This window comes from Variovorax sp. 10N432 (assembly GCF_056394465.1).
In genome coordinates, this window is sequence record NZ_JBFTHX010000010.1 from 30,187 (window position 1) to 55,642 (window position 25,456).

The 25,456-nt window shown below is 64.8% G+C and carries 14 protein-coding genes; 5 read left to right on the forward strand and 9 right to left on the reverse strand.

Annotation, left to right across the window (positions count from 1 at the left end; translation table 11 throughout):
* The first annotated feature begins 43 nt into the window (after positions 1-43).
* The 5 genes from AC1DF3_RS13945 (at position 44) to AC1DF3_RS13965 (ending at position 6,807) form a co-directional block, all read left to right on the forward strand.
* Positions 44-1,378, forward strand: a complete 1,335-nt coding sequence (locus tag AC1DF3_RS13945) for a COG3014 family protein (RefSeq protein ID WP_478139931.1) — start codon at positions 44-46, stop codon at positions 1,376-1,378.
* Positions 1,379-1,464: 86 nt separating this feature from the next.
* A complete protein-coding gene (locus AC1DF3_RS13950; protein WP_478139932.1) occupies positions 1,465-1,869 on the forward strand; it encodes a hypothetical protein in 405 nt (134 codons plus the stop codon).
* Between the two features lie 34 nt (positions 1,870-1,903).
* Positions 1,904-2,839, forward strand: a complete 936-nt coding sequence (locus AC1DF3_RS13955) for a hypothetical protein (protein ID WP_478139933.1) — start codon at positions 1,904-1,906, stop codon at positions 2,837-2,839.
* A gap of 85 nt (positions 2,840-2,924) precedes the next feature.
* The gene (locus tag AC1DF3_RS13960) at positions 2,925-3,932 is read left to right on the forward strand and encodes a hypothetical protein (RefSeq protein ID WP_478139934.1); all 1,008 of its coding nucleotides are present in this window, start codon (positions 2,925-2,927) and stop codon (positions 3,930-3,932) included.
* Between the two features lie 184 nt (positions 3,933-4,116).
* Positions 4,117-6,807, forward strand: a complete 2,691-nt coding sequence (locus AC1DF3_RS13965) for a hypothetical protein (RefSeq protein WP_478139935.1) — start codon at positions 4,117-4,119, stop codon at positions 6,805-6,807.
* Between the two features lie 272 nt (positions 6,808-7,079).
* On the opposite strand, the gene AC1DF3_RS13970 is transcribed toward AC1DF3_RS13965, so the two are convergent.
* From AC1DF3_RS13970 to AC1DF3_RS14010, 9 genes are all read right to left on the reverse strand, one after another.
* Positions 7,080-10,283, reverse strand: a complete 3,204-nt coding sequence (locus AC1DF3_RS13970) for a hypothetical protein (protein WP_478139936.1) — start codon at positions 10,281-10,283, stop codon at positions 7,080-7,082.
* Positions 10,280-12,148 carry a phospholipase D-like domain-containing protein gene (locus tag AC1DF3_RS13975; protein WP_478139937.1) on the reverse strand — a complete coding sequence of 623 codons (1,869 nt, stop codon included), beginning with the start codon at positions 12,146-12,148 and terminating at the stop codon, positions 10,280-10,282. The genes AC1DF3_RS13970 and AC1DF3_RS13975 overlap by 4 nt, the downstream gene beginning before the upstream one ends.
* Positions 12,141-13,469 (reverse strand): DUF6361 family protein, encoded by a 1,329-nt coding sequence (locus tag AC1DF3_RS13980; RefSeq protein WP_478139938.1) that lies wholly within the window; start codon positions 13,467-13,469, stop codon positions 12,141-12,143. The genes AC1DF3_RS13975 and AC1DF3_RS13980 overlap by 8 nt, the downstream gene beginning before the upstream one ends.
* 130 nt (positions 13,470-13,599) lie before the next feature.
* On the reverse strand, positions 13,600-14,382 hold the full coding sequence (locus AC1DF3_RS13985) for an SIR2 family NAD-dependent protein deacylase (protein ID WP_478139939.1): 783 nt from the start codon (positions 14,380-14,382) through the stop codon (positions 13,600-13,602).
* 94 nt (positions 14,383-14,476) lie between these two features.
* Positions 14,477-16,297, reverse strand: a complete 1,821-nt coding sequence (recD, locus tag AC1DF3_RS13990; protein ID WP_478139940.1) for an exodeoxyribonuclease V subunit alpha — start codon at positions 16,295-16,297, stop codon at positions 14,477-14,479.
* Positions 16,294-19,929 carry an exodeoxyribonuclease V subunit beta gene (gene recB, locus AC1DF3_RS13995; RefSeq protein WP_478139941.1) on the reverse strand — a complete coding sequence of 1,212 codons (3,636 nt, stop codon included), beginning with the start codon at positions 19,927-19,929 and terminating at the stop codon, positions 16,294-16,296. The genes recD and recB overlap by 4 nt, the downstream gene beginning before the upstream one ends.
* Positions 19,926-23,306, reverse strand: a complete 3,381-nt coding sequence (gene recC / locus AC1DF3_RS14000) for an exodeoxyribonuclease V subunit gamma (RefSeq protein ID WP_478139942.1) — start codon at positions 23,304-23,306, stop codon at positions 19,926-19,928. Before recC ends, recB begins: the two co-directional genes overlap by 4 nt.
* Positions 23,290-24,315 (reverse strand): hypothetical protein, encoded by a 1,026-nt coding sequence (locus AC1DF3_RS14005; protein ID WP_478139943.1) that lies wholly within the window; start codon positions 24,313-24,315, stop codon positions 23,290-23,292. Before AC1DF3_RS14005 ends, recC begins: the two co-directional genes overlap by 17 nt.
* A 10-nt stretch (positions 24,316-24,325) precedes the next feature.
* Positions 24,326-25,369 carry a helix-turn-helix transcriptional regulator gene (locus AC1DF3_RS14010; protein WP_478139944.1) on the reverse strand — a complete coding sequence of 348 codons (1,044 nt, stop codon included), beginning with the start codon at positions 25,367-25,369 and terminating at the stop codon, positions 24,326-24,328.
* Positions 25,370-25,456 lie beyond the last annotated feature (87 nt).

Genomic DNA, 25,456 nt, shown 5'->3' on the forward strand with positions numbered 1-25,456 from the left:
TCCGCCCGTTCGACATCCACCCCCTTCGACTGAGGAGATCGCCATGTGCAAGACGCGTTTCAACCTGGGCCTGCTGGCTGCCCTGATGTGCTCCACACCGAGCTGGTCGCAAGGCTTGTTCGGCTTCGGCGCGTCGGCCTCCGGACCCGAGGCGGACGTACAGGCCGTGCAGGCGGATGCCCGCACGCTGTTCGCGACGCAGGACGATTGGATGCGCCCCTTCATGCAGGCGCTGTACCGCGACGGAGAATGGGGCAGCGTTCTCAATCTCGAGCGGCTGGGTCTGGCCGCGATGGAGAAGGGCCGGCTGCCACTGGCCAGGAAATCCTTCGACGAGGCGATCCAGCGCGTCGAGGCCATCTACGCAAACGATGCCAATGCAGCCAAGGCGCGCTCGGTATTCAACGAGGAGAAGGTCAAAGACTTCAAGGGCGAGCCCTACGAGCGCGCCATGCTCTACTACTACCGCGGTCTGCTCTATGCCCAGGAGGGCGACTACGAGAACGCACGCGCCGCTTTTCTTGCGGCTGATCGCCACGACACGCTGAGTTCGGCCGAGGATCAGGCCTATGTCGGCAAGTTCGGGCTGATGAAGTACCTCGCGGGCTGGGCCGCGCAATGCGCCGGCGACACGGTGCGGACCGCGCAATTGGTCGAGGAAGCCCGAGCGGCGGATCCCAAGATGCAAGGGCTACCGTCGCGGCCGGGCGCTGCCCTGGTGCTGATTGATGCCGGCCCAGCACCAGTGAAATGGGGCGATGGCCAATACAAGCACATCCTGAAGTTCAAGGCAGGCGAGGGCGAAGACCCCCCCGTTGCGCTGCGCAACAACGCGGGCCTGATCGTGGGAGGCGACCTGGTCTACCAGGCCACGACGCGCGGCGGCCGGGAGATCGACGGCGTGCTGGCAGGCAAGGCCCAGTTCAAAGACACGGCCGGTACCGTCGGCACGGCGGCGCTCGTCGGAGGCAGCCAAGCCGCCATGGTCGGCGGTATGTCGGGCAATCGCGATGTCGCGGGCGCCGGGCTCGCGTTCATGGTGGTGGGCCTCATCGCCAAAGGCGTGGAGCAAGCCTCGAACCCTGAGGCCGACCTGCGCTCGTGGGACTCGCTGCCGGCGCAGATTCTCGTGGCCATGCCGTCCAGCCAGCCCGCCGAGGCGAGCGGCTTCACCGTCGGCAGCAGCCCGCGTAGCTTCGCCATGGTCGCTCGCCAGGGCAAGTGTTCGGTGGCGTGGGGGCGCACACGCTCCGCGCTCACCACCGACATGGGCGGCACGGTACAGATCCGCGAGGGCAGCGGTGTCGAGGCCAATCGCGGCGACCGCAACCGGGCATTCCGCGCCATGGTCATCACAGAGATCGTGGCCACCAAGTGAGGCGCGTGATGGATGCCGCTTCAAAGTCTGCTTGCGTGCGCACGCTCGGTGTGGCCGTCCTGGGCGCGCTAGGTGGATGTGCGCAGGTGCCAGGCAATCCGGCGCTGGTGGTGCAGTGCACCGCACCGGCCAGTGGCACGCGAACGGGACCGGCGCTGGTGGGGCAGTCCTACGGCTTGGCCATGACGCCGATGCCGCTGAACAGCGTGCAGTTCGGATCCCCCGACCTCACGAACCTGCTTGCAGTTCAAGCCATGTTCGCGGAGCGATCCCCCGCGGACACCGTGCAGTTGACCGTTCGCCTGGTGTCCTGCGCGGACCGGGCTGCGAGCGTACGCGTGCGCACCTCGTTCCTGCGCGCCAATACAGCCCCTTCAGAGCCCGCCAGTGCTTGGCGCGTGGTCTACCTGGAGCCGCGTGCCACCGCGCTCTATACGGAAAGCTCCACGGCCCGCGACGTCGCGTCCTATCTGGTCGAGATTGCGCCCTGAAGGCGAGCGAGGCATGCATTTCACGGAGAGCGCGATGAAGCCCATGCACTTCCCTTCCGATCGGCGCGCGCCCTTCTGGCGCAGCCGATCCGCTGCCTGGCTGTGCTGCACCTGCTGCGCGTTCTGCCTGTGCGACAGGGCGGTGGCACAGATGCGACCGGGTCAGCCACCGGTCCTGGTACCCGCGCCCGTGGCGGCACCCTTGCCGCTGGCAGATCCCGCGGCGCGCTTCTCCGCCGCCTACGTGCAGGCCGGCCGGCCGCGCATCGTGCTTCTTTGGAACCGCGAGCTGAGCGACAGGACACAGACCGCCATGCAGGAGAGGACGGTGGTGCGCGAAAGCGGCACTTCCTCCAGCAGCAGCATGGAGAACACCAGCGCTGGATCGAGCGGGAGCGCGACGCTGCGGGAGGGCGATCAGTCCTTCGACCGGACGACGACGACAACGAAAGGCCAGGTTGCAGTGGGGGAGCCCCAGCGCAACAACGGCCTGGCTGAGAAACACGCCGTGGAACTGCAGCGCGCCTTCAGCGCGGAGATGCGGCGCGCCGGTGTGAGCTTCGTCGACCGCGCGTGGGTCATGCGAGCCACCGCCGCAGGCCAGCACCGCGCGGGTGCCGACGCGGCGTTGATCGAGGCGGACGCCCTGCTCAAGTACGCGGACCTGGCCTTGGAGGTGATCTGGGTCGCAGATCGCGCGGCGCCGGCGGGCTACGGCTTCGATGTCCGCACCAAGGCATTGCGCGATGGCAGGGAAGTGACTGCGTTCTATACGGCGGGTGTTCCCAGTCAGCCGCCGCAAGGCCCGGGTGGCTGGGTGGCTGGCGCCGAGGGCTATGAGTTTCGGCGCCCGCCGCCACCCGGGGCACCGTCGCCTGCCGACGTGGGCCGCACCTTGGCCCAGGAGGTCATGGCGTCGCTTGCTGGATCACTCGGCGCCAACGAAGGCGGTGGCGCCCGAAGGCGCTGAGAAGCAGAACCAACCGTTCATCCGAGCCGCGGGGCAAGGCTTCGACCACTTCTGCCCGAGCGGAACTACCAGATCGGAGGCCATCTTGATTCGCATCACCTCAAAACTTGTGTTGAGCGCCGTGCTGGCTGTCGTGCCGGCGCTGGCCCTTGCGCAGGCACCGCGCGTCGACCCGGGCGCAGTGCCGCCGCGCCTGTCGGAGGCGGCGCGCCGGGAGAATCGCCAGCAGGTCCTGGAAGGCGTGGCGATGGACATGTCGCAGTCCTCGTTCGGGATGACCGCCAAATCATCCATGCTCCTGGGCAACGTGTTGGGCGGAACCACCGACCTGGCGTCGGGGATGCGCGCCGCGGATATCGGCGGCAACATCGTGAAGGGAGCGGCCATCGGCGGCTCTCTGGCCATCGTCGGCGCGAAGGAGGGCATGGCGGGGATCTACAGGGAAGGTGCGCAACTCACGCTGGACACGGCCGTTACCACGGCGGCGGAGCAGGCGTTGGTGCGCGGCTGGGCGATCCCGCGCGCGCTCGCCTCGGGCGTTGGTGGCGCGGCGGCAAGCGGTGGCGCCTCAGTGGCATTCGAAGGTGGCGTGATGATCGGTAACGTCATCAAGCGATACAGGTGGGAGGACGGCACCACGATCGAGGGCCGTCTGAACGATTGGTACTTCGAGCACACCCCGGACGGCGTGAAAGAGGCCCTGTCAGGCACGCCGCAGGTGGACGTCGATTCCGCAGATTTCCAGCGGCGTCAGGCGCTGGAGATTCAGCGCCGCGCCCGACAGCACGCCTTCGAGCGCGTACGACGCGAGAACGAGCAGCAGCAGGCGCAGATACAGGCGGCGTCCGCGCAGGACGCCGGCTCCGCCGCGCAAGAGGCAAACCCCGACGCCAGCACCGTGGCCCTCCTTGGCGCGCTGAGCGCCGGCATCGCGCAGTACAAGGGCAAACAGATGTCCGTTGCAGCGGGCGCCGCAGCGCCCTATTCCAGCAGCGTAACGAAGGCCAGTCAATGCACCCTCGATCCGCGCACCGGATGCCATCCGGGGCACGACGAGAAGTCGCATCCGGGTGGCTGCAAGTGCGGTCGCTAAGCGTCATGCATACCGTTCCGACGTAGGCATGAAGCCCATGAGGTCCTTTCAGCGCTTGAAAAGCCTGCCTTGCGCGCCCGTAAGGATTCCTCTCCGGGGCGCCGCATATCCAGGCACGAGCGCGTTAGGTCGACCGATCAACTGAGGACAGTCGATCCCTATTTTTCACTCTGAGGAGAAGACCATGAAAGCTCGTTTGCTTCGCACAAGGGCCAGCGCTGCATTGGCGATTGGACTGCTTTTCTTGCTCACAGGATGCGGCGGTGGGGGAGAACGTTCGGCCCCCCCGAGTCCTGCGCCCGTCACGGTCAGTCCGCCTTCGGATCCGACAACGCAAAAGACGGCAGTCTCGGAGGCTGAATATGCGAGCATTGCCTCCATTCCCCTGAGGGTCATCGGGGCGTCTCCTGGCGTCACAACCAGTCAGGTGCAGCTCGTCTCTGGGCCCGCGACCAACCTCGTGGTCGTCAACGGTGACATCCGATTCGCAACGCCAAGCGACCCTGGCTTCGACGGCTATGTCAACCTCGCGGTTCAGGACGGCAACGCTACCATTTCAGTCGAGGTAACGATCCTCAGTTCCCGCCCGGTTGCGATAACCCAAGTGATCGAGCCCGACGAAGCAGGTCAAACTGCGCAGCCTTCAGCGAGTCAGCTGTTGGTCACAGGACTTGGCGAAAACAATCTATTGCTACCAGGGGAGCTGCGATTTACCGCAAATGATGCACCCGCTTTTGATCCTGACGCTTCCTCTGCGACCATCTTTGCACCGTCATCAGGCCTCGTTGTCGATCTGGCGAAGTCCTGGACGCTGGATGCAGCAACCAATACATTCATCCTCTCTGGCGCTGCGTTCACGCCTCTTTTCAACTCCTTGCCTTCGGGCGAGCTTGACATAGCGATTGGCTTGGCCAGCGCGGATGGCAAGTATGCCCAAGCCTGGAATTTTGTCGGCTATAAACCTTCGGCCAGCCTGACTGTTCAAGTCATCGATCTCAACGGCGTGTCAAGCGGCGCAGCGGCTGGAAAGCTGATGGCAGTACGCGGCAGCGACAACCATGTGCGACTCGTGGTGCCGATCGATGCAAACGGCACTGCGAAGGCCTCCAACCTTCCGGCAGGAACGTTTGAACTCTCAATTTTGGATGTCCAACAGCCCGGCTTTTGGACGGCGACGGTTCCAATTTTCGTGGGCAGCACCACCGTCAACGCCTCACTGATGTATGCCCCGGAAGGCATTGCGTCGCCAACCAGTCAGAAGTCCGGCGGCGCCAAAGCTATCTCCGTGGGCGTTCAGCAAGACGGAATACCGCCTCAACCTCGCGCGTTCGAGACATCTCACCCTTCGTCAAATGGCAATCAAAAGGCGACACCTTCCAGTTGCGAGACCGTGGGCACTACAGCTGGTGAATCGGTATATGAAGCTGTGGCGGGAGCGCAGGCCACGACGATAAGTTGCCTTGCGTCGCACACGTTCCCGCAGGGAACCGCCAAAGCGTCGGTCGCCCTCACCGTGAGTACTGCCGAATTCCCCGTGTACACGCAGTCAAAGAGCAAATACAACGACGCTTGGTCGTACGCCGTTAGCGGCCTCAAGGGCCTCGGTTCCGCCAGTGGCCTTGTGAACGACTCGCACTACACGCAAGGAAGTACAACGAAGTCGGTATGCATCGACGTGAGCGAACTCACGAAGGCTGGCCCCTACACATTCAATGCAAGCCTGTCGGCGACCAATGTTGGCGACTCGTCGCTGGCGACGAGAGTCGTGATGGACGTCAAGGTGTCATGCGAGGGCGATTTGAAGGTGACTTCAGCAACGTTCTGGTCTCCGAACAAGAAGACCTACAAAGTAGTATCTCCTGCGCCCTCTGGAAACCTGGCGGGGCACTATGTCAGCATTCCCCACAAGACAGAGTATCTCGACTGGGGCATTCCACTCGACGTGAGCTTTGAGCCGCCGGATGTCACCATCACATCTGTCAGAATTGGCGTGATGGTTGGCAACGCCGCGGCGCTTTCTGACGCTGACGTTCTGTCGATGGTCACACTGAAGGCGCCCGGTGTTCTAACCTTCGGAGACCTGCGCATCCCCAAGATGCCCATCGCGCCGTTTGCCGGAAAGACAAACGTTGTGGTTGAGTTGACTGGAACGACTCCAGCTGGGGAAACCGTGAAGTCGAAGGCGGAAGACGGCCCCATTACTTTCGCCGGCGACTCGACCTACTACCCGCTGTTTCTGGCGAGCGATCTCTTTCCCGCCAGTAGGCGTTACGGGCAGGACTTTCCAGATGCGGGCGGTGATTCATGGACCACATTCAACACTATTGGATGGTTGAGTGCTCGAAGTGCCTACCGGTTCAATGACACCTCTGCGCTGCAACTCGCAGCGATTCCAGCGGGCAAGAGTGCCATCTCAGGATTGCCTAAGGCAAGGTCGGTCCTTGGGCACTCTGGCCACAGCGACGGAAGTCAAATCGATCTGCGCTATGCCGATGGTTCTGGAGGCTTTACGGAACCTCTGGGAGGCGCGGCGGAAGGGGCATCGATCAAGGCGATGCTCGACGCCGCGGCGCTTGAAGTCGCCGCTGGCGGATCCAAAGGAACGGCGCAACTTCAAGCGACCATCTCCTGGGTGAATGCGAACCGAGGCCTGATTCAGGCCGAGGCGGTCAACGCCTCTGTCATCTACTTTGGCAATTCCTTCATCCAACTGGCCTTGGTTAGCGGCAAACTTCCAAATGGCACGCCCATCCCCTTGATCGGCCCCGATGGGACGCTTGGAGGGGCACTTGGTAGGTGGGCAAACAAGCCCGCGGTCGCAAGGCCAATAGACGCACATCTGAATCACTGGCACATATCTCTCAAGAGCCAGTAGGTTGACTATCCGTTTGGGTCCATCGTTCGGTCAGCAATAGATGCGGCGACATGAGAGTAAGAGGGCGCCGCTGTATGGTACGAAACGGCCACAGGCCTCGGCCCCAGCAGTCTGCTATCAGCCCATAGGGGTTCAGATGCGGCGATGGGGCCGATGATGTTCGATGTCCAGCGGTCTCAAATCAGATCCGACATGGCAGTGCTACGCAGCGGCGCCGACGCCCTGCACGTGCGCGAGCTCGCTACCGACCGTATACGGCTGACCGGCAGAGCTTAAGCCCTCCGACGAGCATCCTCGCGCGCCAACTCTTTCTGCTCCAACCGCCAGGCACCTAAGTCCAGCGAGTTCTCCAGCACAGTCGCCGGCGATGGGCGCGTTGTCGCCTCAAGTTCGTCGATAAGCCACTCCGGCTCCGCTGCGCCAAGCACCATACGGTAGATCGCGCGACGGCGTTCGAGCCGCGTGCGAATAGCGGCTTCGCGGCTACCGGCGCAGTGCAGATAGAGCTGCACTGTCTCCGCATTCTGCGTGCACCACCAAGGGGACATGCCGCCGGTCGTGTCTTCCGCCGCCGCTTCGCTTTCCGCAAGCCGCGCCACTTCTGACCAAGGGCTGCGTCCACGGGACTCGGCGATTGAACCTTCAAAACGTGTGCCAAGCGCCCTGCGCACGAATAGGCCCGCATAGCGCGCAACACGTCCCTGGCGCTGCTCCAATTCAACAGGGCCGGGCGCCGGGTCCCAGTGCGCCACGGTCTTGCACCAAGGGTGGAAATCCAGCCCCTCCTGTCCGACGGACGTAGTCGTCAGCACCATTGGCCAGAACGGCGTATTGAACGCATGCCGTACAACGTCGGGCCGGGGCACATCGCTGTCTTCGTCCTTCCTGTCCTTGGGGGCTTTGCCCGTCTCGTCCTTGGCTTGGTGCAGAGGAAGCGCGACATTGCACCGCACACGAGGTTTCGTTCCGTCCTTGGTACCCTCATGCAGCATTGTGCGGCCGCCCGTGAGCGCGAGCGCCGCGTGCAACTCCGCCAGCCGCTTCGGCCACGATTGGGAGTTCGTCGACGAGACGAACCAGAAATGCTCATCCAGAACGCTCTCCAGGTTGCCCTCGATCACGGCCGCATGCAGCGCCGCGGGAAAGTTCTTGTGCGCGCGACGCTGCAGGGCCGCGGCGAACCAGGGCTTGTCTAGGTAACGCTTGAGCCCGCCGTACGCCACGCGCTGCAGGATCGTCCGGGCGCTCTCCCCCTTGGCTCTGTGCGCCGTGCCGCCTTCGGCCGGCATGATGTGGTCCCAGTCGATCGGCGGGCCTCCCGCTTCCCAATGCCGCAGGGCGGCCCGTGCGAGCACGACGGATGGCGAGTCGAGCGCAAGCTGGGCGAGGGCGGCGAGCTCCTTCTCGGTGATCTCGGACATCGTGCTTGGCGACGAGTGCGAGCGAAACTTGTCAAAGGCCTGGGCGGCTGACGTGCGCATCGACGCGCCTTCTTCGTGGGCAATGGCGTCAATCCATGCGGCACGCGCCTGCGTTTGCGTTGCGCCGGCCAGGTGAATCAACCACGTCTGGATGGGTATGACGCGGCGGCGCTTGAGTCCGCGCCGGACGGTCGTGCCGCGCTGCGCGAGAGCCTCCCTCAACTGTGCCGTGACCGCCTTGCGAGCGTCGTCCACTGTCTTCGGAATACCTTTGGCGAGCGGGTCGAGTCGCACGAGGATTTCCGGGACAAAGAACAGCGTGAACATCGCGGGACTGCCCCCCCCGCGCGGAAAGCTCGGTTTCGAAGCCGCGTCGTACTTCGGCGGCTTGTGCGTGGACGAGGGCTTGAACACCTGCACTTCCGTGTTGAAGCTCACCACGGCCGAGAGCGCCCCCGGGACCGCAGCGAAGCGACTGAAAACCAGCGCCTTGCCGTCGATGCGCGGTGTGCCCTTTCCGCCGGACCAGCAGCCTCCCAGTTTCCACCAAGGCAGGGTCGGTACGACCCAGGGCGCCGACAGGGCTTGCTGCGGCAGTTCTCCCAGCAATGCGCGCACCTTTGGGTGCGCCCACTCGCGCACGCGCCAACGGACCAGGTCAGACTTGCGCAGTTCCGCGGGAGGTAGCCGGGCTGGCGCAGCTTTCCAAGCCGCGTAACGGTTGCCGAGCACCTGTCCCGGCATTGGAACGGAGCTCCAGAGCGGCACTGCCCAGTGCGCATACTTTCCTCCCCTCAGCCAGTTCCCGAAGGTCCGAAACGAGCGTACGTCTGCCGAGACCAAGTGTGTCGGTGAGTCCGTTGAGGACTCATGATCGGGCCCTGCGGTCATGGGGCGTTCGGTACGACACATCACCCGCGAGAGGGTCTCGACCAAATGGTCCAATGCAGCCCTTGCTGCCTCAGAATCCGGCACGCCGCGCCGAACCTCCGTTTCGCGCTTCGCGAATGCGGCGCGCACGCTGGCGAGAGCCTCGGTTCGCTCGCGCGGTCTCAGGTTTCCCCAGAGGAAGTCGAGCAGTCGGTAAAAGTCGTTCTCTTCCTCGGCCGGGTTCGATTTTCCTTTCGGCTTCGGCGCAAATTTCTTCTTGTTGGCGGGCGTGGCTGGCCGCAGAGCTTCGTACGGGGTTGCCGAGAGCAGTAGCAAACGACCTTGGTCTTGTGCCGTGAGGATGGAGCGAATGCGCTCTTCGGCCCTGTCAAGAGTCTTCTCATCGCGCGACGTCAGGTCGCGAAATTTCTGGAACTCGTCAAAGATCACGAGGCCGGGATCGAGCTGGCCGAGCGCGCTCGCGGCAAGACAATTGCGGCAAAGAGTCGTGACGAAGAGCCGCGCATGCGAGCCGTGCACGGCGGCTGCCGCTTGAAGCTTCATGGCGTTCCCACGGCCGCCGTATTCGTGCAGACATTCGGCGAGCAGAAGGCGAAACGCACGCACGAAGCCCGCGAAGCGTCTGTCGCGGCTCGCTAGCCGATCTTGAATGAGTCTCAGGTGGTGTCGCCGCAGCTCGTCGAAGTTGCCAGCACCCCACGACAGGTGCTCATCGAGCCACTCCAACCGACCCTTCGCTTCATGTTCCAGCAAGGCGCTTGCGAAAGCACGCTCCTCCACGCGCCCACGGTTGCGGCGCTTCGCACTCGAGAATGCCGTGCCCGGCGTCAACGAATAGATGCGAAGCTTTTCGTGCGTCGGCGCTCTCCCATCGAGCGGCAGGCGGCTCGGCCGGTCGACCCATGCTCTAGCCGACTCGCGTTCGGCCTGCGGCAGGTCGCCGAGCAATTGGTCCACGTTTTGCGATGCTATCGCTTGGCTGCTGCACACGTAGAGCACGGTGAGCAACCGATCTTTCGACATCTCCGAAGTCACGCGGCGCGCCACGAACGTTTTGCCCAATCCCGGTTCGTCGGCTACGAGGAAGCGGCGAGTCGCGTTGTGGCTATCGAAGGCCCTCAATACAGCTCGCACCGTGGCGAATTGGAATTCTTTGGGGGTCATCGCGGCGCGAGCTCCTTCTCGACGGCGTCCCAACTCGCCAGGAACTCCTGGAGCTGGCGGTACTGCCCTTGATCGGTTTCGTCGGGCATGAACGCCCGCGCCAGCGTGACCACGTGCCTCACGTCGCGAAGCGACTCGCGATCGCGCATCCAGCTCGCAAGGACGGACTCGATGCCGAGCAGGTCGCCGGGCAAGGGTGATCGCTGGGGTTCAGGCTTCAAGTCCCAGCGACGCCGCTCCCCGCCGGTGTTGCCGCTGATCGTCAGGCAGTCGTTCAATAAGGCCAGCACGCCGTCGATGCCCAGACAAGAGCGCAGGAGCGGTTGGTCGCGCACCTCGCGGGAAAGCGGGGGGTCGAAGGGCGCGTGGTGCAGCCACGCGGAACGCAAATCGCCCCATGTCAACTCGAGCTGGATGAAGTCGCCGCTCTCGTGCATCGGCGCTGGAGGCAGTACAAGCTCCGTCGCGCTGGCCGGCCAGGCCTGTAGCGCCCCGCTGCCCACACGGCCCGCGCGCAGCGTTGCCTCGCCGGTCATTGGCACGGCCAGTGCGACGAGAACGCAGCGGCCGTCGCGGAAGGACTGATTCAGCTTGAATGTGGCGACGAGACCCTGGCGCAAGCTTTCGAACTTGCGCTCGAGTTGCTCAGCTGCGTCGAGAGGATCCGGCTCGCTGGGCGGGGTATACGGCATCGAAAGCGCCTCGAAAGCTTCCAGCCCGGCCCTCAACGCCTTCGCCACCGCCCCACCGGGAAGCGCGACCGAGACCACCGCCAGTGCCTCCGCGTTCGACTGCCAGCCGCGCCGCGTGAGGTTGGCGCTCCCTAGGCGCAGTTCCGCCCGGCCGGGTGTCTCGATCCAGATGAACTTCGCATGCAGGCCCCGCGCTTCCGGGCCATCGTCCGCATCGTCGGCATCTGTCGGCTTGACTTCGTCCTCCTTTCCGTCCTGCTCGGAAACCGAAAACGACAGCGTCTTGTACTTCTCGAGTACCGCGAGGCTTGCGCGAGCGACATCGACCATGAACGGTTCGGTCGAAATGAGCCGAGGCTTCTCGAAATTCGCCCCGCGCTTCGCCGGGAGAGCCTCGAGCAACCTTTTCGCGGCCCACGCGTCGATGAATGGGGATACCGCGAGGATGCCGCGCGCTCGCGGCGGCGCGGGCTCGAGATCACGCGCTTGGTCGCCGGGAAGCAGCAGCGCAAGCCTTTCGATCTGCAGGCCCCTGGGCACATCCCAACGCACGCATCGGAGTTCCTTGATTGCGTCTTTCCACTCACGACCCGCGTTCGCGGCCTCAGCAAGCCGCCTTGCCAGTTCAACCGTGCCCGGCACATCCACGCCTGATCCGTCCGTGGTGCCTGTGAGGCTGAGCGCCATGTCCCACGAGTCGTCGCGCGTGAAATTTCGGCTGCCGATCCACAGCCGCCAGAGAACCGATGCATTCGACTCCGAGTCGTGGGGCGTGTAGCGCATGATGCAGATCTTCGGGTGCCACGACTCTCTGCGCTCGTCATAGGCCATCGGCACGACCATCCTGTCGAGCAGGTTCACGATCGGGCTCGCGTTGCGGGGCGCGGTGAGCCGTCCATGCTGGACCAGGAAGTGCACCTTTCCCTCGAGCCGCTGCAGCGCCCTCGCGAACGCAAGCGCCGACGCACTGCTTCCGTCGGCGGGGCCTTGGCGGATCATCGCCGCCACCATCGCCACCAGCACCGCGCATTGGGCGGAGTACGCGGAACAAAGCCCGCGGTCCGTCGCGTATCCCGCGGGAGGTGTGAGGAAGTTGAGGAGCGACGACATCGGGAGATGCCGGGCCTCTTCCTTCCCGTCGTCCTCGGCCTTGGTTCCGGCGCGGCTACTCATGAATGTCTCGCAGCAGGTTGCCGACTTGCCGCCAGCGGAAGTGCAGCCTCTCGGCCTTGCTCGAGCGATCGGCGAAGCGTGCCCAGCGCTCCAGCTGGGCGGCGGCCCCTTTGGTTCCCACGAGACGCGCACGCGAAGTCTTGCGCTTGCGTTCGACGTCCGCGTACATCTTCGCCAGCTCAGCCCCAGGCATTGCTCCGGACCCGCGCAACCAAGCCTGCGTCGATGAGAGCAGGTCGAACAGCTTGTCCCGCTTCAACCCTAGGCCCAGAGCCACAACCTGGTTGAGGTCGGCCCGCACGGCCTCGGCGCCCCAACGAGTGCGGCAGTCCGCCAAGTGGTCGCGGTGCATGCGGCCCACGTCCAATCCCTGCTTTTCGGATGCTTGCTCGACGAGGGCGAGGTAAACCGCGCGCGCGACTCCGCCAAGTGCAGATACGTTCCGTGCCAACGGGATGACTCCTTTGTCTTCGGGAGGCACGCGAGCACAGACGTCGGCGTCGTCCCAAAACTGAACTTCGCGAAGTGGTTGAACGGGGCTGCGCGCGAGCGCGGCAAGAAACGACTCGCGAGGTGGCACATCGACGTCGGCCGGTGCCTTCAGCGCCGTCAAGCGGCGGACAAGGTATCTCTTTTCGCCCGGCCGTAACGCGAACGTCAGCCCCCTCGGGTCTTCCATGAACCCTTTCGGCGGCGCTGGCAACCCGTCAAACACCGCCTGCTCCACGGCCACGGCCTGGCCGTCAATGTCGGTGCCGCTGCTCCTTACCTGCGAGGCGAGCTCCGCCAGGATCGCTTCGCGCGATGGCACGGACCGCAGGTAGCTCCGCCCGAGAATGCCCCAAGCGGACAAAGCCGACCAGTACGAATATGACGGTGGCTGCGCTGCCTCTTTCTTTCGGCGATACACCATCGACCCGATGATTCCCAGCGCGGCGTCCCCGCCGATTCTGCGCGTGCCCTCGATCAAAAGCCCGGTCAGCTCGTACTCGAGCCGCTTCAGTTTGTCGAGTGGGTTGCGGTCCGTCGCGGCAAGCTGCATCAGCCACGGCACGAATAGCGCGTAGCGCAGCCGCGTGTGCAGTACCGACGTTCCCGGAAAGAAGCGATCGGCGATCGCTTGATGAATTGAAAGTAGGCCGAGTTCGTCGACGACGCCCTGGCCGTCGCCTTGCAGCAGACCTTCCGCCTTGGCAACTTCTGCGCGCGAAATGAGGACCCACCCGATCGTGGGTTGCGCACGGTTCAAGCCGATGGCCCGAGTTTCTCCCATATCTCTCCTCATCATGGCAAGCTTGTAATGACGGTCTTGCGTCGGCAAGCGTTGCTCGACGCCTCCTTCGGACGCGCACTCCGCGTCTCGCCGATGGCCCCTCTCACCTCGAATAGTCGCGCCGGCCGCTGGACTGTGGCAGCGGGTAGCCAACTGCTTCCTAATTTGGGCAACGGTCTTACTCCTCAAGCATCGATAGCAGCGCAGGCAGGCCGATAGCCGCCGGAATTTGCCAGTCCAATCCGCTGCGACTCGACAAAGTCGAAGGATCAGGATTGATGACAGAGACGTCGCCACCGTGTCGCCGCGCGGCGTCGGGAAGGCTGGCGGCTGGGTACACCTTGCTGGATGTCCCGATCACGAGTAGCAGGTCTGCGGTCTCGACTTTGCGGAGCGCTCGCATCCAAATTTCTTCCGGCAAGCCTTCACCGAACCAGACCACGCCTGGTCGGATTCGACCATTGCAATGCGAGCAGCTGGGCGGGGGCAGGCGAGTCATCTGATTTTCAGGTTCGTCCTTGGCCGGATCGGTGAGGCCTTCGAATGCTTGGCCACAGGCGAAACAGCGCGGCGCAAACAGGCTGCCGTGCAGGTGGAGGACCTCTTTGGAGCCAGCGCGTTCGTGAAGGTCGTCCACGTTTTGTGTCACGACGGTCAAAGATTCGACTTGAGCGCGGGCTGCAAGCTTGGTCAGTGCCAAGTGACCTGCGTTAGGGGCTGCCTGAGCCACGAGATGGCGTCGCCATTCGTACCAGGCCCAGACCGTCTCTGGGTCACGCACGAATGCTTCAGGCGTCGCCAGATCGTAAGGGTCGAAACGAGCCCACAACCCCGTGACTTGATCGCGGAAGGTGGGAATGCCGCTTTCCGCGGACATGCCGGCGCCGGTAAGGACGACTATGCGACGCGCGTCGCGTAGGCGTGCAACCAATGGTGCTGAGGGGGTGAGGGAGGAACTCATATTCCGATGGTCACCGCCCATGCGACAAGATGTGACGTATGGACCAGAGTGTTGGGTCCAAAACCGTCTAAGGGGGCTTTGTCCGACACTAAACTCACCGCTCTTCCCCAAGCCTCGCCACCAATCCCGTGCGCCGCTGAGTTGGCTTGCCGATCGAAGCCCGAAAAGCCTCCTCGCTCGCCCACAGAGCTACCCGGCTGCGAGCGCGGGTCACGCCGGTGTAGACGAGTTCGCGCGAGAGCACCCTCGATGTCTCGGCAGGAAGCACCATCAGCACCTCGTCGAATTCCGATCCCTGCGACTTGTGCACGGTCATCGCGAACGCGGTTTCGTGCGCGGGCAGGCGCAGCGGAGCGATCGCACGCCAGCCGCCCCCAGCAAGCGGGAAGAACACTTTCAGCGTCCCGTCGGCAGTCGGCAGCGTGAGGCCGATGTCGCCGTTGAAAAGCTGCATTGCCGGGTCATTGACGAGAACCATCACTGGACGGCCGGGAAACCATGGCGAGTTCGCGCCCGCGCCGGACGCGGTCACGACCTCTGCCAGCACTTTCCGCGCGTGTTGTACGAGTCCCTCGTTGATCTGCGCGACGCCTGAGGGTCCGGAGCGTACGGCGCACAGCACGCGGAAGGTGTTGAAGGCATCGCTGGCGGAATCGACGTCGGTCGAGTTTGCGCGCACGGTTTCCAGGAAGCGCGCGAAGCCCACGGCGGCAAGTTGCAGCGGCGTTTGCGGCGTGCGCTGCTCATGCCAGGTCACGCCGGCAGGGGTGTCGGTCCGCAGCCAATCGATGGCGGCGTCTTCCGCTCCCGCATTGATCCACGCGGCGAGGCGACCGATGCCGGAGTCCGCGCCAAAGCGATAGTTGCGCTGCAGCCAGACGACGCAGTCCTGCAGACCGGTCGCGCGGCGCGGCGCGGGTGGGTGCAATGCGCCCGCTGCCAAGGCACAGGCCGTCTCCAGGTCGGCACGGCAGGGCTCGCTCAGTGTCGGGTCGGCGCAGAGTTCGGAGAACACCGCACCGGACTCCACCGCTGCGAGTTGGTCCTTGTCGCCGAGCAGGATCACGCGCGCGCTCGCCGGCACCGCCTCCAGTAACCGCGTCGCCAGTGCCAGGTCCAGCATCGAAGCTTCGTCCACCACCAGCACGTCCAGCACCAGCGGGTTGCCGGCGTGATGGCGGAAGCTGCCGCCGGGCACCGGCTGCAGCAAGCGGTGGATGGTCGACGCTTCGGTGGGCAAGCGTGTGCGCACCTCCGCCGACAGATGCTCCGCACGGTCGCGCAAGGCTTCGCTCATGCGAGCCGCTGCCTTGCCGGTGGGCGCGGCGAGCACGATACGGCAGTCCGGGTCCTGCGCCAGCAGGCAGGAGAGCAGATTCACCACCGTGGTCGTCTTGCCGGTGCCCGGCCCGCCGCTGATGATGGTGAGGCCCTGGCGCAAGGCGAGGGCGGCCGCCACCTGCTGCCAGTCGACGTCACCAGCGGCCGGCCGGAATAAGGTCGCTAGACGGTCGCGTGTCGAAGAGTCGATTTGCCGCGCTGGCAGTGCAAGGAAGCCGCGCAATCGCCGCGCCAGCCGTTGCTCGTAATCGAAGTAGCGGTGCAGATAGAGCCGGTCTTCGGCGTCTACGATCAGCGGACAGCCGTCGCTCGCTTCGAGTCCCCCCACCACACCGGAAGCCGCCAGCAGCACGCGCAAAGCCGTCACATCGCGGCCATCGATTGCCAGGTCGCTGAGCGATGCGCACACGTGGCCCTCGCTGATGGCCAGGCTTGCTTGCTCGGCGGCACTTTTCGCTGCCGCCAAGGCATCCGGCGAGGCCCCCGCCAGCCCGGCCCAGCGCCCCACGTATCCGGCAAAGGCCTGCGCGAGCTGCTGCGCATCGCTTTGAATTTCCGTGTCCTTCCCGCTCATTGATGCTCTTCCTCCGTGCGCCCGAACAGCGCTTCGAGTTCCCGCACGAGAGCCAGCTCCGGCCGGCGCGCATAGACGCCGGCCGCACCCCACTGCGGTCGCACGCCGCGCACGAACAAGTAGTGAACTCCGCCAAAGTGCTGCTCGTAGTCGTAGCCGGGCAAGCGCCGTTGCAGCCAGCGGTGCACGGCGATCGTGTACAGCAGGTACTGCAGGTGATAGCCGGCGTTGTCCATCGCGGTCTGCAACTGCGCCGGACCGTAGTCGCGCGCTTCGTAGCCCAGATGGTTCGACTTCCAGTCGACGATGTGGAACTGCCCCTCATGCTCGAACACCAGATCGATGAAGCCGTGCAGATAGCCCTCCAGCACTTGCCGAGGCAATTCGTGGCAAGGGTAGCCATGGCGGGTCATCGACGCGGTCAATTCGGCCGTGCTCACGTGGGGTGCCGCCAGGTGAAATTCCAGTTCCGTGATCCGGCGCGCGCCCTGAACCTGTGACAAGGCAAGGCCCGCGGGCAGGGGCGTGGTCAGCACGTCGCGCAGCATGCCCGTGACCATGGCGGCGAGCCCCGGCTCGGCAGTGCCCATGCCCGCCGGAGGATGTCGGCGCAATGCTGCCTTTGCTGCGTCGGACCAGGTCTGCGGATCAGCGAAATCGGCTCGCTCGAAGGCGGCATGTAGGCACACGCCTTCGCGCGCACCGCTTGGGAACTTCAGGATGTCATCCGATGCCAACGCCGCGCGAGCGGCTTGCGACGCTTCGCGCCTGGCGGCACGCAGGTCGTGGTCGATCGCCGCCGTCTCGTGCTTCGCTCCCCGCACCAGGCCGGAGTAGCTGCCGCGGCGCCAGCCGGAGGGAATCGCCGCGGGCGCGGGACGTGCTGCGATCGCTTCGGGCTGCAAGGCCTCCGGCGCCAGCGGAACGCCGGCGGCCGTCGGCAGCACTGCAAGGCCGATGGCTTCCCTGTTCTCAGCGGCGAGTTTCTTCCACGCCTCGACGATGTCGGCGCCGCTGATCTCGATGCCGCGCCAATGCGAGGGAGAAGCGACATGTTGCCCGGCGACCAGCCAGTTGAGTGGATTGCCGGTGCATTCCTTGGATGAAACGCTGCGGCCCGCCTTAGCCATATACGACCCGACCACCAGGTAGCAGCGATGCACCGCGCGCGTGAGCGCGACGTAGATCAAGCGCAGCCGTTCGGCGTCGCGCTCCGCCTCGATGCGCTTTTTGATGCCGTCGTCGGCGTCGCGGTAGTCGATGACCGGCAGGTCTTGGTCGTCGTGGTATTCGCGACCAGGCAGGTCCTTGGGGCCGCCGCCGGGATGGCCGTTCCAGAGGAAAGGGCAGAACACCACCGGGTACTCCAAGCCCTTGGACTTGTGGATGGTGACGATCTGCACCAGCTTGCGGTCGGACTCCAGCCGCACCTGCGTCGCCTCGCCCCCACTGGCGTCGCGCCGTTGCCGCTGCAGCCAACGCAGCAGGGGCTCGGGTGCCGTGTGCTCGCGCGAGGCTTCGTGCAGGCACTCGGCGAGATGGCGCAGATTGGTCAGGCGCCGGTCGCCATCGCTGCGAGGCAGCATGCGTTCGGGGATGTGCTCGCGTGCCATCAACTCGCGCAGCATGGGGCCGATACCGCGGGCCAGCCACAGCGCCCGGTATTCGCTGAACCGCGTGATGCGTTCCAGCATGGCTGCCTCGTCGCCGCCAAGCGCATCCAATGCCGCCGCTTCTAGCCCCAGGAGCTGCGTGGCCAGGGCCGCCCTCACGAGTCCTTGACGGGCTGGCTCCAGCACGGCGCGCAGCAGCTGTTCCAGTTCCTCGGCATCCTGGCTCTCGAACACGCTGGTTTGCGCGAGCTCCACGCTCCCCACGCCCAGCGCGGCGAGCGCCGTGCGCATCCGGCTGCCCTCGGCGTGGCTGCGCACGAGCACGGCAATGTCGTGCGCTGCAAGCGGCACGCCGTCGTGCAGCACCGTCTTGTCCGGCGCAGGTGCCAGCAGTCGAGCAATCTCCGCCGCGCAGGCGCGCGCTGCTGCGTCCATGGCGCCGGCCTTCATGATCGTGTCGCCGCCGGGGGCGGGCGGCAGCGTCCATAGCTGCAACGCGCTGCGCGGGTGGCCGCCGCCGTCTATAAAGGGCTTGCGCGGCTTGGCACCCGGCACGACCTCGCGGTAGTCCAGACCAGGCAGCATGAAGGCCCGTGGATTGCGGCCGAACAGCGCATTCAGTGCCGCGATCAGCGGTGCGCTAGAGCGCTGGTTCTCGGACAGCGTGTACTCCGACTTGGCACTTGCCTTGGCGCGCAGGTAGGTGTGCAGGTCGGCGTTGCGGAAACTGTAGATGGCCTGCTTCGGGTCGCCCACGAGGAAGAGCGACAGGTCGTCGCGGCCGCCGTAGATGGTGTCGAAGGTCGCGAACTGCAACGGATCGGTGTCCTGGAACTCATCGATCAGTGCAGCCGGAAAGCGCTCGCGCAGTGCGTGCGCAAGGGCAACGCCGCGCTCGCCTTTCAGGCGTTCGTTCAAGTTGAACAGCATGTCGTCGAAGGCGACGACGCGGCGCTCGCGCTTCAGAGCGCGCAATTGCGAAGTCCCTTCCTCCACGAGCTTGCGCAGCAGTTCCATGCGCGCGTGTTCCGTGGCCGCGCGGAACGCTTCCCAGGCGACCAGGAGTTCTTCGGCCTGTTCGAAGAACGTGTGCGGCTTGCACGGTGCGGCGTTCTTCTTGGGCTTGTATTTCGAGATGCGAAGCAGGTGCCCATGCGCGGCCAGGTTGAAGAGGGCGCTGAGCCGCCCCCCTGCAAAGGCCGCGTCCCACGCTGCACCGGCGGATCGAACCTTGTCCTCTGAATAGCTGTTGCCGTTCAGGCTGGGCAGACTTGCCTTTACACAGGCCAAGACCACCGAGCGCTCGCGTAACCACAGCGTGCGCAAGACTGCGTACTGCTGCTCCAGCGCCGCGAACTCTGGGGGAACGACGTCCGGCGCGTCCGGCCAGCGCACTTTGGACAAAGGCTTCGCAGAATGCCGCTGCAACAGGCGAGCGAACTTCTCGGGTGTGTCGCGTTCCTGAAGAATGCAATTGGCCAACCCCGGCGCAAGGGCGGGACCGGCGATGTGTCGTCGCCAGAAGTCGGCCGCTGCCTGTTCCCGCAGTTCGCTGTCGTCCTCCATCAGCTCCTGACGCAAGGGCAGTCCCGCGGTGAAGGGCGCATCGTCCAGGGCGCGCTGGCAGAAGCCGTGGATCGTGAAGATCGCGGCCTCATCGAATTCACGCAGGGCGAGCGCCAAGCGGCGGCGCAGCGTTTCGTCCTCCTGACCCTGATCGCGTAGGCTGGCGAGCAATCGCTCGACGAAGGGATCCCCACCTACAGCGGCGCGGCCCTCAAGGACGGCAAGAACCTCGACCAGACGCTGGCGGATGCGGTCGCGCAGCTCCGCAGTGGCCGCCTTGGTGAAGCTCACTACCAGCACCTGCTGCACCGGCAATGGCCGGCGTGCGTCCAGCAGCAGGCGCAGGTAGATGCCGCAAATGCTCCAGGTCTTGCCCGTGCCGGCTGACGCCTCGATAAGGCGCGTGCCGTCCAGGGGACAGCTGAAAACGTCCAGTGCTTGTGCAGCGTTCATGCCTGAAACTCCGCCGCAAGCATCTCGACCCGGCTGGCATCCGGTACCGGGCCGAATACTGTCTGTGCGAGCGCTTCGAAGTCGCCGGCCAGTGCTGCAGGCTCGCCGCGGAATGTCAGTGGATGGCCATTGCGGTCCTTCTCGCCGGGCGAGAACGGGCTGCCTTTCCAGGCATTAAGCGCTTTCGACGGGCTGTCGTCCCGGATGAGCGCCCAGCTCGCCTTCGGGAAGAAACGCAGCGGCTCGCGCAAGCCACGACGGTAGAGTTGAATCAGCTTCTCGAGTTCTACGCGGGCTCTGTTGGGGTCGAGCGGCCTGAACACTCGCGCCTCGGCGCGTCCAATATGGGAGGTGACGGGAGGGGTCGTGGGTGGCGGACAGGCGCAAAGGAACAGATGTTCGAGCCAGCCTTCCACGACGTCTGTTGCACGTTCGTCGTCGTAGCGCCAGCGCACCCTGCCGCTGGGACGCAGATCGGCGAAGCCGCCACGTAGCGTCCAGCTCTCATCCTCGATCCGCATCGTCAGCTCATGCTGATGCGGAGCAAGGACTGGCTCGCGCGTATGTCGGCCGATGGCCTTTGCAAAGAGCGTGAGCGCATCAAGTTCCGTCTGCAGTTCCTCTGTTCCGAGCGTGCCGTCAGGAAATTCCGTGCCGGCCCGTGCTAGCAGCAGCGCGCGTGCCGGCTCGGTGCCGGCCAGCAGCAACGGCAGCATGCGTTTAGCCAACGCGCTGCGGGCGGGCACGCCCGGCACGAAAGGTTCTTCGTCCAGCAAGTCTTCCTCCTCGTATGCCAACGCGAGGCCCATCCGGCGGCGCAGCAGGTAGCGGCTTGGACCGCGATAGAACTCGATCAATTGCGCCAGTGACACTTGGTGCCATTCCGGCGAGGGCTCCGGCAGGGGCTCGGTGAAGAAGGGGTAGGCTGGAACATCGACCGCTTCATCATCGGTCGCCTCGCCGTCGTCGTTTGCCGCATCATTGCCTTGTGCCTGCCCTGGTGCGGGGTGTTTCGCGCTGGCACGCAGTGCGCGCGCCAGTTCCTCGTCGAAGCTGTGCAGGCGGGGATCCTGGCCCTCGACCTCGGTGAAGCAGACTGACGAGAACGGCTGCAAGGGATGCTCCACTACCAGTTGGCGGCGCGCCGCCTCCAGAGCCGCGCGGCCGCCGTCGGCCGGTGCCACGGCTGGCACGATCACGTCGAGCAGTTCGGACACCAGCACCGAAGGCGGCAGCACGGCGTTGTCGCGGATGCTGCGGCCGGTGTAGCTTAGGTAGAAGTTCGAGCGCGCAGACAACAGCAGGTCAAGGAAGCCATTGCGCTGATCGGGCCCGCGTTGGCGATCACCCAGGCGGGCCCCGCCGCCCATGAGGTCGAATTCGGCGGGCCGGTTTGCCCGCGGAAAAGCACCGTCGTCCATTCCGATGGCGCAGATCACCTTGTATGGCAGTCCCCGCAAAACCCCCATGCCAGTGAAGGTCACGCGGCCCGTTGGCACGCCGCCGCGTGCCGGATCTTCCAGCAGGTCCGCCAGCGCTTTGCGTACGGCCGGCGAGGGTACGGGTGGTTCCAGACCAGCGTGCTCCATGCCGTCCACCAGTTCGTCGAAGGTGGCGTGCAAGGCCAGCAGGTCCTCCAACTCGCCATCGCCTGCCGCCAGGAAGCGGTCGGCGGTTTCGTGCAGGAAACTGCGCCAACCGGCCGGCGTGCGCGGCAGGAACAGCTCGCGCCGCAGTTCCTGCAGGGCATGCACGAATGCATCAAGCGCACCGAGCGCGAGGGCGTCGGACCCTTCGACATCGCCTGCCGGCAGCAGGTCGTCCACAGCCTCCTGCGTATCGTCGGGCAGTGCATAGGCGAGGAACAGGCGCTCGATGCCGGCCGCGAGCGTGTGCCGCGCTGCCGGCAACTGCTCGCCGTGCAGTTGTTCCGCGTCCAGACCCCAGTGAACGCCGCTCGCCAGCAGCCATTCGCGCACGCTCTCCAGGTCGGTCGCGTCAAGCCCGAAGCGGCGGGCCACCGGCTCCTGTTGCAGCACGCCCTGCACCTGTGTGACCGCGCAGCGCGAGGCGGCCAGTGCCAGCAGCGCGGCGAAGGCCTGCGCGGGGCGGTTCACGGCCCCACGACCGAGGCCGGTGATCTCGTACGGAATGCGCCGTGGCGCCGGCAGACTGCCAAACACAGCGTCGACCAACGACGCGGCGGATTGCAGGTCCGGCATGACGACAAGGATCTCGGAGGGTTTGAGTTGCGGGTCGTCGGCGAACAAGCCGAGCAGGTAGTCCTGCAGCACCTCGAGCTGTCGCGTGAGCGAGTGGCACGCGTGCACTTCCACGCTGCGGTCGCCTTCGCGCAGAGGCAGGCTGCCTGGCTCGATCTCATTCAGATTCAGTATCGAAGTCTGAAGCGCGTGTAGCAGGCAATCTGCGCCTGGTTCCTCGAAACAGTCCTCGGTGGGGACGTCTGAGCCTTCCCCTTGGTCCAGAAGCAAGGCGAGCAGAGACTGAGTCTGTTGCCCCCAGGAAGCGAGCAGTCGGTGGCCCACCTCGAAGCCTTCGCGGCCCTGCGCCTGCAGGCGCGTCAACTCCGTAGGGTTGACCAGGTCATGCCAGTACTCGCGGCAGGGATTAAGGATGTATACCCGCACCTCGATCCAGCGCCCCAGCGCTTTCAGCGCGGCCAGGTACAGAGGTGGCACTGCCACAACCGCGAAGACATGCACGCGCTCAGGCAGTTCGGCGGAACGTACAAGAGAATCTCCACCCTCCGCTAGCTGGTGCACCAGCAGTTCAAGGGGATGCGTGGGTGTCAGCGCGAGCTGGCCGGCAATGCGCTGCCACAGTGCCGCCTGCCAGGCTTCATCGGGTCCGAGCTCGGTGTCCGCATCGCCGCCGTGCGCTTGCCAGCGCGACAGCCACTCGGGCCGGAAGGTCCCGTACTGGTCCAGCAACGCCGCTACGCTTGCGGCCAGTTCATGTCGGATTACCTCGTCGTCGCCCACTGCCGCCAGGTAGTCGCGCAGCCGCGGGAATTCCTCCACAAAGGCCGTGTCGCGCAGCGCTTCGTATACGCGCCAGGTGAGGCTTGCGGGCTCAAAGGGCGACTGCTCGCCCACCGGCAGCAGGCGCCCCGTCAACTGCCACAGCCACTGCGCCAAGAACGGGAACTCGATATTCGCGCAGACACCCTCCCGGTCGGCGATCGCTAGCGTCAGTGCACGCCGATGCGCCGCACTCGACACGATGATCTGTTCCCTCACGAAGGGGTCATTTCCTGTGCGTGCGAGTTGCGCGAGCAGCGTCTCCAGCAGGGACTCATAGCGGTTGGAAAATTGGATGTGCAGCATTCGGGCAAGGAGGTCAAGGACGGGGTCCATTCGCGAGTGCCTTCATGACGGCGCGTGCGAACTTCAGTGCGAGCTGGTTCGCTGACACTCGGAACAGCAGCATCTCGGTGTGCACCAGCGGTGGCTTCGGCTCCTTGTCGGCCCAGAGCAACTCGTGCGCTTGGCTCATCACCTCCAGGTAGATCGGGTAAGCGTGGGGGGCTCGGAACTGCTGCTGCTGGAACCACTTGGCCGCTTTCTTGGCGTCGTTCGGAGGTGTCTCCTGGCGGACGGCATTGCGGCGCAAGACGGCTAGTGCCTGGGCGTCCAGGTTCCCCAGCAGCGAATTGCGGCCAGGCGGCTGCGGAAACACGGGCGTTTCCAAGCCTCGAAGGAAGTGGATGGCATTGAGGCCGAAGGCAATGCGGGCGTCGTAGATCAATGCCCACTCGGGCCAGACAAAGTTAAGCCACTTCGACCAACTCGCAATGTTCGTGAACTGCCAGAGAATGCCCTGCTGCTTCGCGCGCTCAAATAGTTCAGCATGGCCATCGATGCCCTCTGGGCAGGATGTGATCTTACTGAACCAGAATCGGTCTACGTACTCCGCGATGGTCTCATCTTTGTTTCCATCCAGACCGCCCCAGCGCCGGATGACGAACTCCGCCAGTTGAATCAGCCTGCCCCGATCCTCCCGATCCCAGTTCGCACGTGCATCCTTCGAGATGAGATCGCGCAGGCTCTCCGTCTTCTCAAGCACCGAAACTCCAACTGCACGGATATTCAGTTCTTGGTCAGCGTAGTCCAACACGCCGTCGCCGATCTCCCAGTCATAGTTCGAGAGTTCGGCTTTGTATTGCATCAACTCGTCGGCAATCGCTTCCGCAAATTCTTCGATGTGCGCGATTGGCATCTGCAGCGCCCTACGTTTCCTGTTCTTGAGCGGAGACGAAAGGGCTTCGGCATAGGCTTCGGACGCGGTCGCGTCTTGCTTCAACTGCACCAGTTGGGCGGCCGGTCGATCTATGTCGACCCTTTCGATTCGTTCCTGTTCGTTCATCCTTGCTTCCTCATGTCCGTGCTTCCAACCGATGTGGATGCACCGCACGCGCCAGGCTTTTCGGCGCCAAGACCGTCACCTCGTCCCCGAATCCGCGCAGCCACCACTTCAGCCGCTCCGTGGCGGTCACCGTGGCTCGGATGCGGTAGTCGTCACCAGCGTCCTCGACTTCTTGCTGGTCCGAAAGGCGCGACTCCAGCAGATGCAAGCCCGCGCCCTTTTTGATCAGGAAATCAATGTTCACGCGCTTGCCATCACCGAAGGCGAAGCGGCCGTTGTCGTCGTAGGCCTGAAGGTCGAAGCCCGCAGGCCGATGGAAAGTCGTGCCCGTTTCTCGCACGGCGTGGATGCGGTGGAGTGCGAGGCTGCGCTCGTTCTCGTGCCCGTGAAAGCGGCACACCAGGTACAGCCGTTGGCCTTGCTGCGCCAGACCGAGTGGCATGACCGTTCCCTGAACTCGGCGGTGCGCCGAGTTCTCGTAGTCGATTTCCAGACAGTGGTTGTGGTACAGCGCGCGGCTCACGGCCTCGAACACTCCTGGCTGCAGAGTCGGGGGCAGAAGAGGCTGCGAGGTGCTCACCACCCGTACCTTGCGAATCCACTCGCGGGCCGCGCGTGTACGAGGTCCGTCTTCCGGATGTTCGGCCAGATTGGAGCGTGCCTGAGCAAAGAAGGGCTGCATGGACTCCATCACCTCCGCCGGCAGCAGCGTGGCCAAGTGCTGTTCCGCGAGTGCGAGTACCAGCGATTCCTTCTCGGTCAGACCCGGCAGCGACAGGCCTCGGGCTTGTGGCTTCCACTGGTAGCCAAAGGGCTTGCTGCGCTCGTCGCGATCAATATCAAATTGGCGCGAGAGCTCATCCAATTGGCGCTGGACGGTACGCAGGTCGCGCTTCCAGCCGGCGTCCTTGAGCTGCGCCCAGAGCTCGGGGGCGGAAACTTTGCGGTTACGCGGAATGCGCTTCAGCAGGTCCAGCGTGAAGGCCAAAGTCTCCAGGGAAGCCGGACGCGGGCGAGGGGCGCGGGTCGCGGCCGGCGCTACGGACTTCGGCATGACTCGGGGAGGAACGGTGGTTGTTTTTGTTGGCGGCGCCATGCGCGCCACGGAATGGCCATCGTACCGACTGTAACTGGATGTCAT

Coding starts and splice junctions, on each gene's coding strand:
- AC1DF3_RS13945 (WP_478139931.1), top strand. CDS start 44: ATGTGCAAGACGCGTTTCAACCTGGGCCTGCTGGCTGCCCTGATGTGC.
- AC1DF3_RS13955 (WP_478139933.1), top strand. CDS start 1,904: ATGAAGCCCATGCACTTCCCTTCCGATCGGCGCGCGCCCTTCTGGCGC.
- AC1DF3_RS13965 (WP_478139935.1), top strand. CDS start 4,117: ATGAAAGCTCGTTTGCTTCGCACAAGGGCCAGCGCTGCATTGGCGATT.
- AC1DF3_RS13970 (WP_478139936.1), bottom strand. CDS start 10,283: ATGACCCCCAAAGAATTCCAATTCGCCACGGTGCGAGCTGTATTGAGG.
- AC1DF3_RS13975 (WP_478139937.1), bottom strand. CDS start 12,148: ATGAGTAGCCGCGCCGGAACCAAGGCCGAGGACGACGGGAAGGAAGAG.
- AC1DF3_RS13985 (WP_478139939.1), bottom strand. CDS start 14,382: ATGAGTTCCTCCCTCACCCCCTCAGCACCATTGGTTGCACGCCTACGC.
- recD (WP_478139940.1), bottom strand. CDS start 16,297: ATGAGCGGGAAGGACACGGAAATTCAAAGCGATGCGCAGCAGCTCGCG.
- recB (WP_478139941.1), bottom strand. CDS start 19,929: ATGAACGCTGCACAAGCACTGGACGTTTTCAGCTGTCCCCTGGACGGC.
- recC (WP_478139942.1), bottom strand. CDS start 23,306: ATGGACCCCGTCCTTGACCTCCTTGCCCGAATGCTGCACATCCAATTT.
- AC1DF3_RS14005 (WP_478139943.1), bottom strand. CDS start 24,315: ATGAACGAACAGGAACGAATCGAAAGGGTCGACATAGATCGACCGGCC.
- AC1DF3_RS14010 (WP_478139944.1), bottom strand. CDS start 25,369: ATGCCGAAGTCCGTAGCGCCGGCCGCGACCCGCGCCCCTCGCCCGCGT.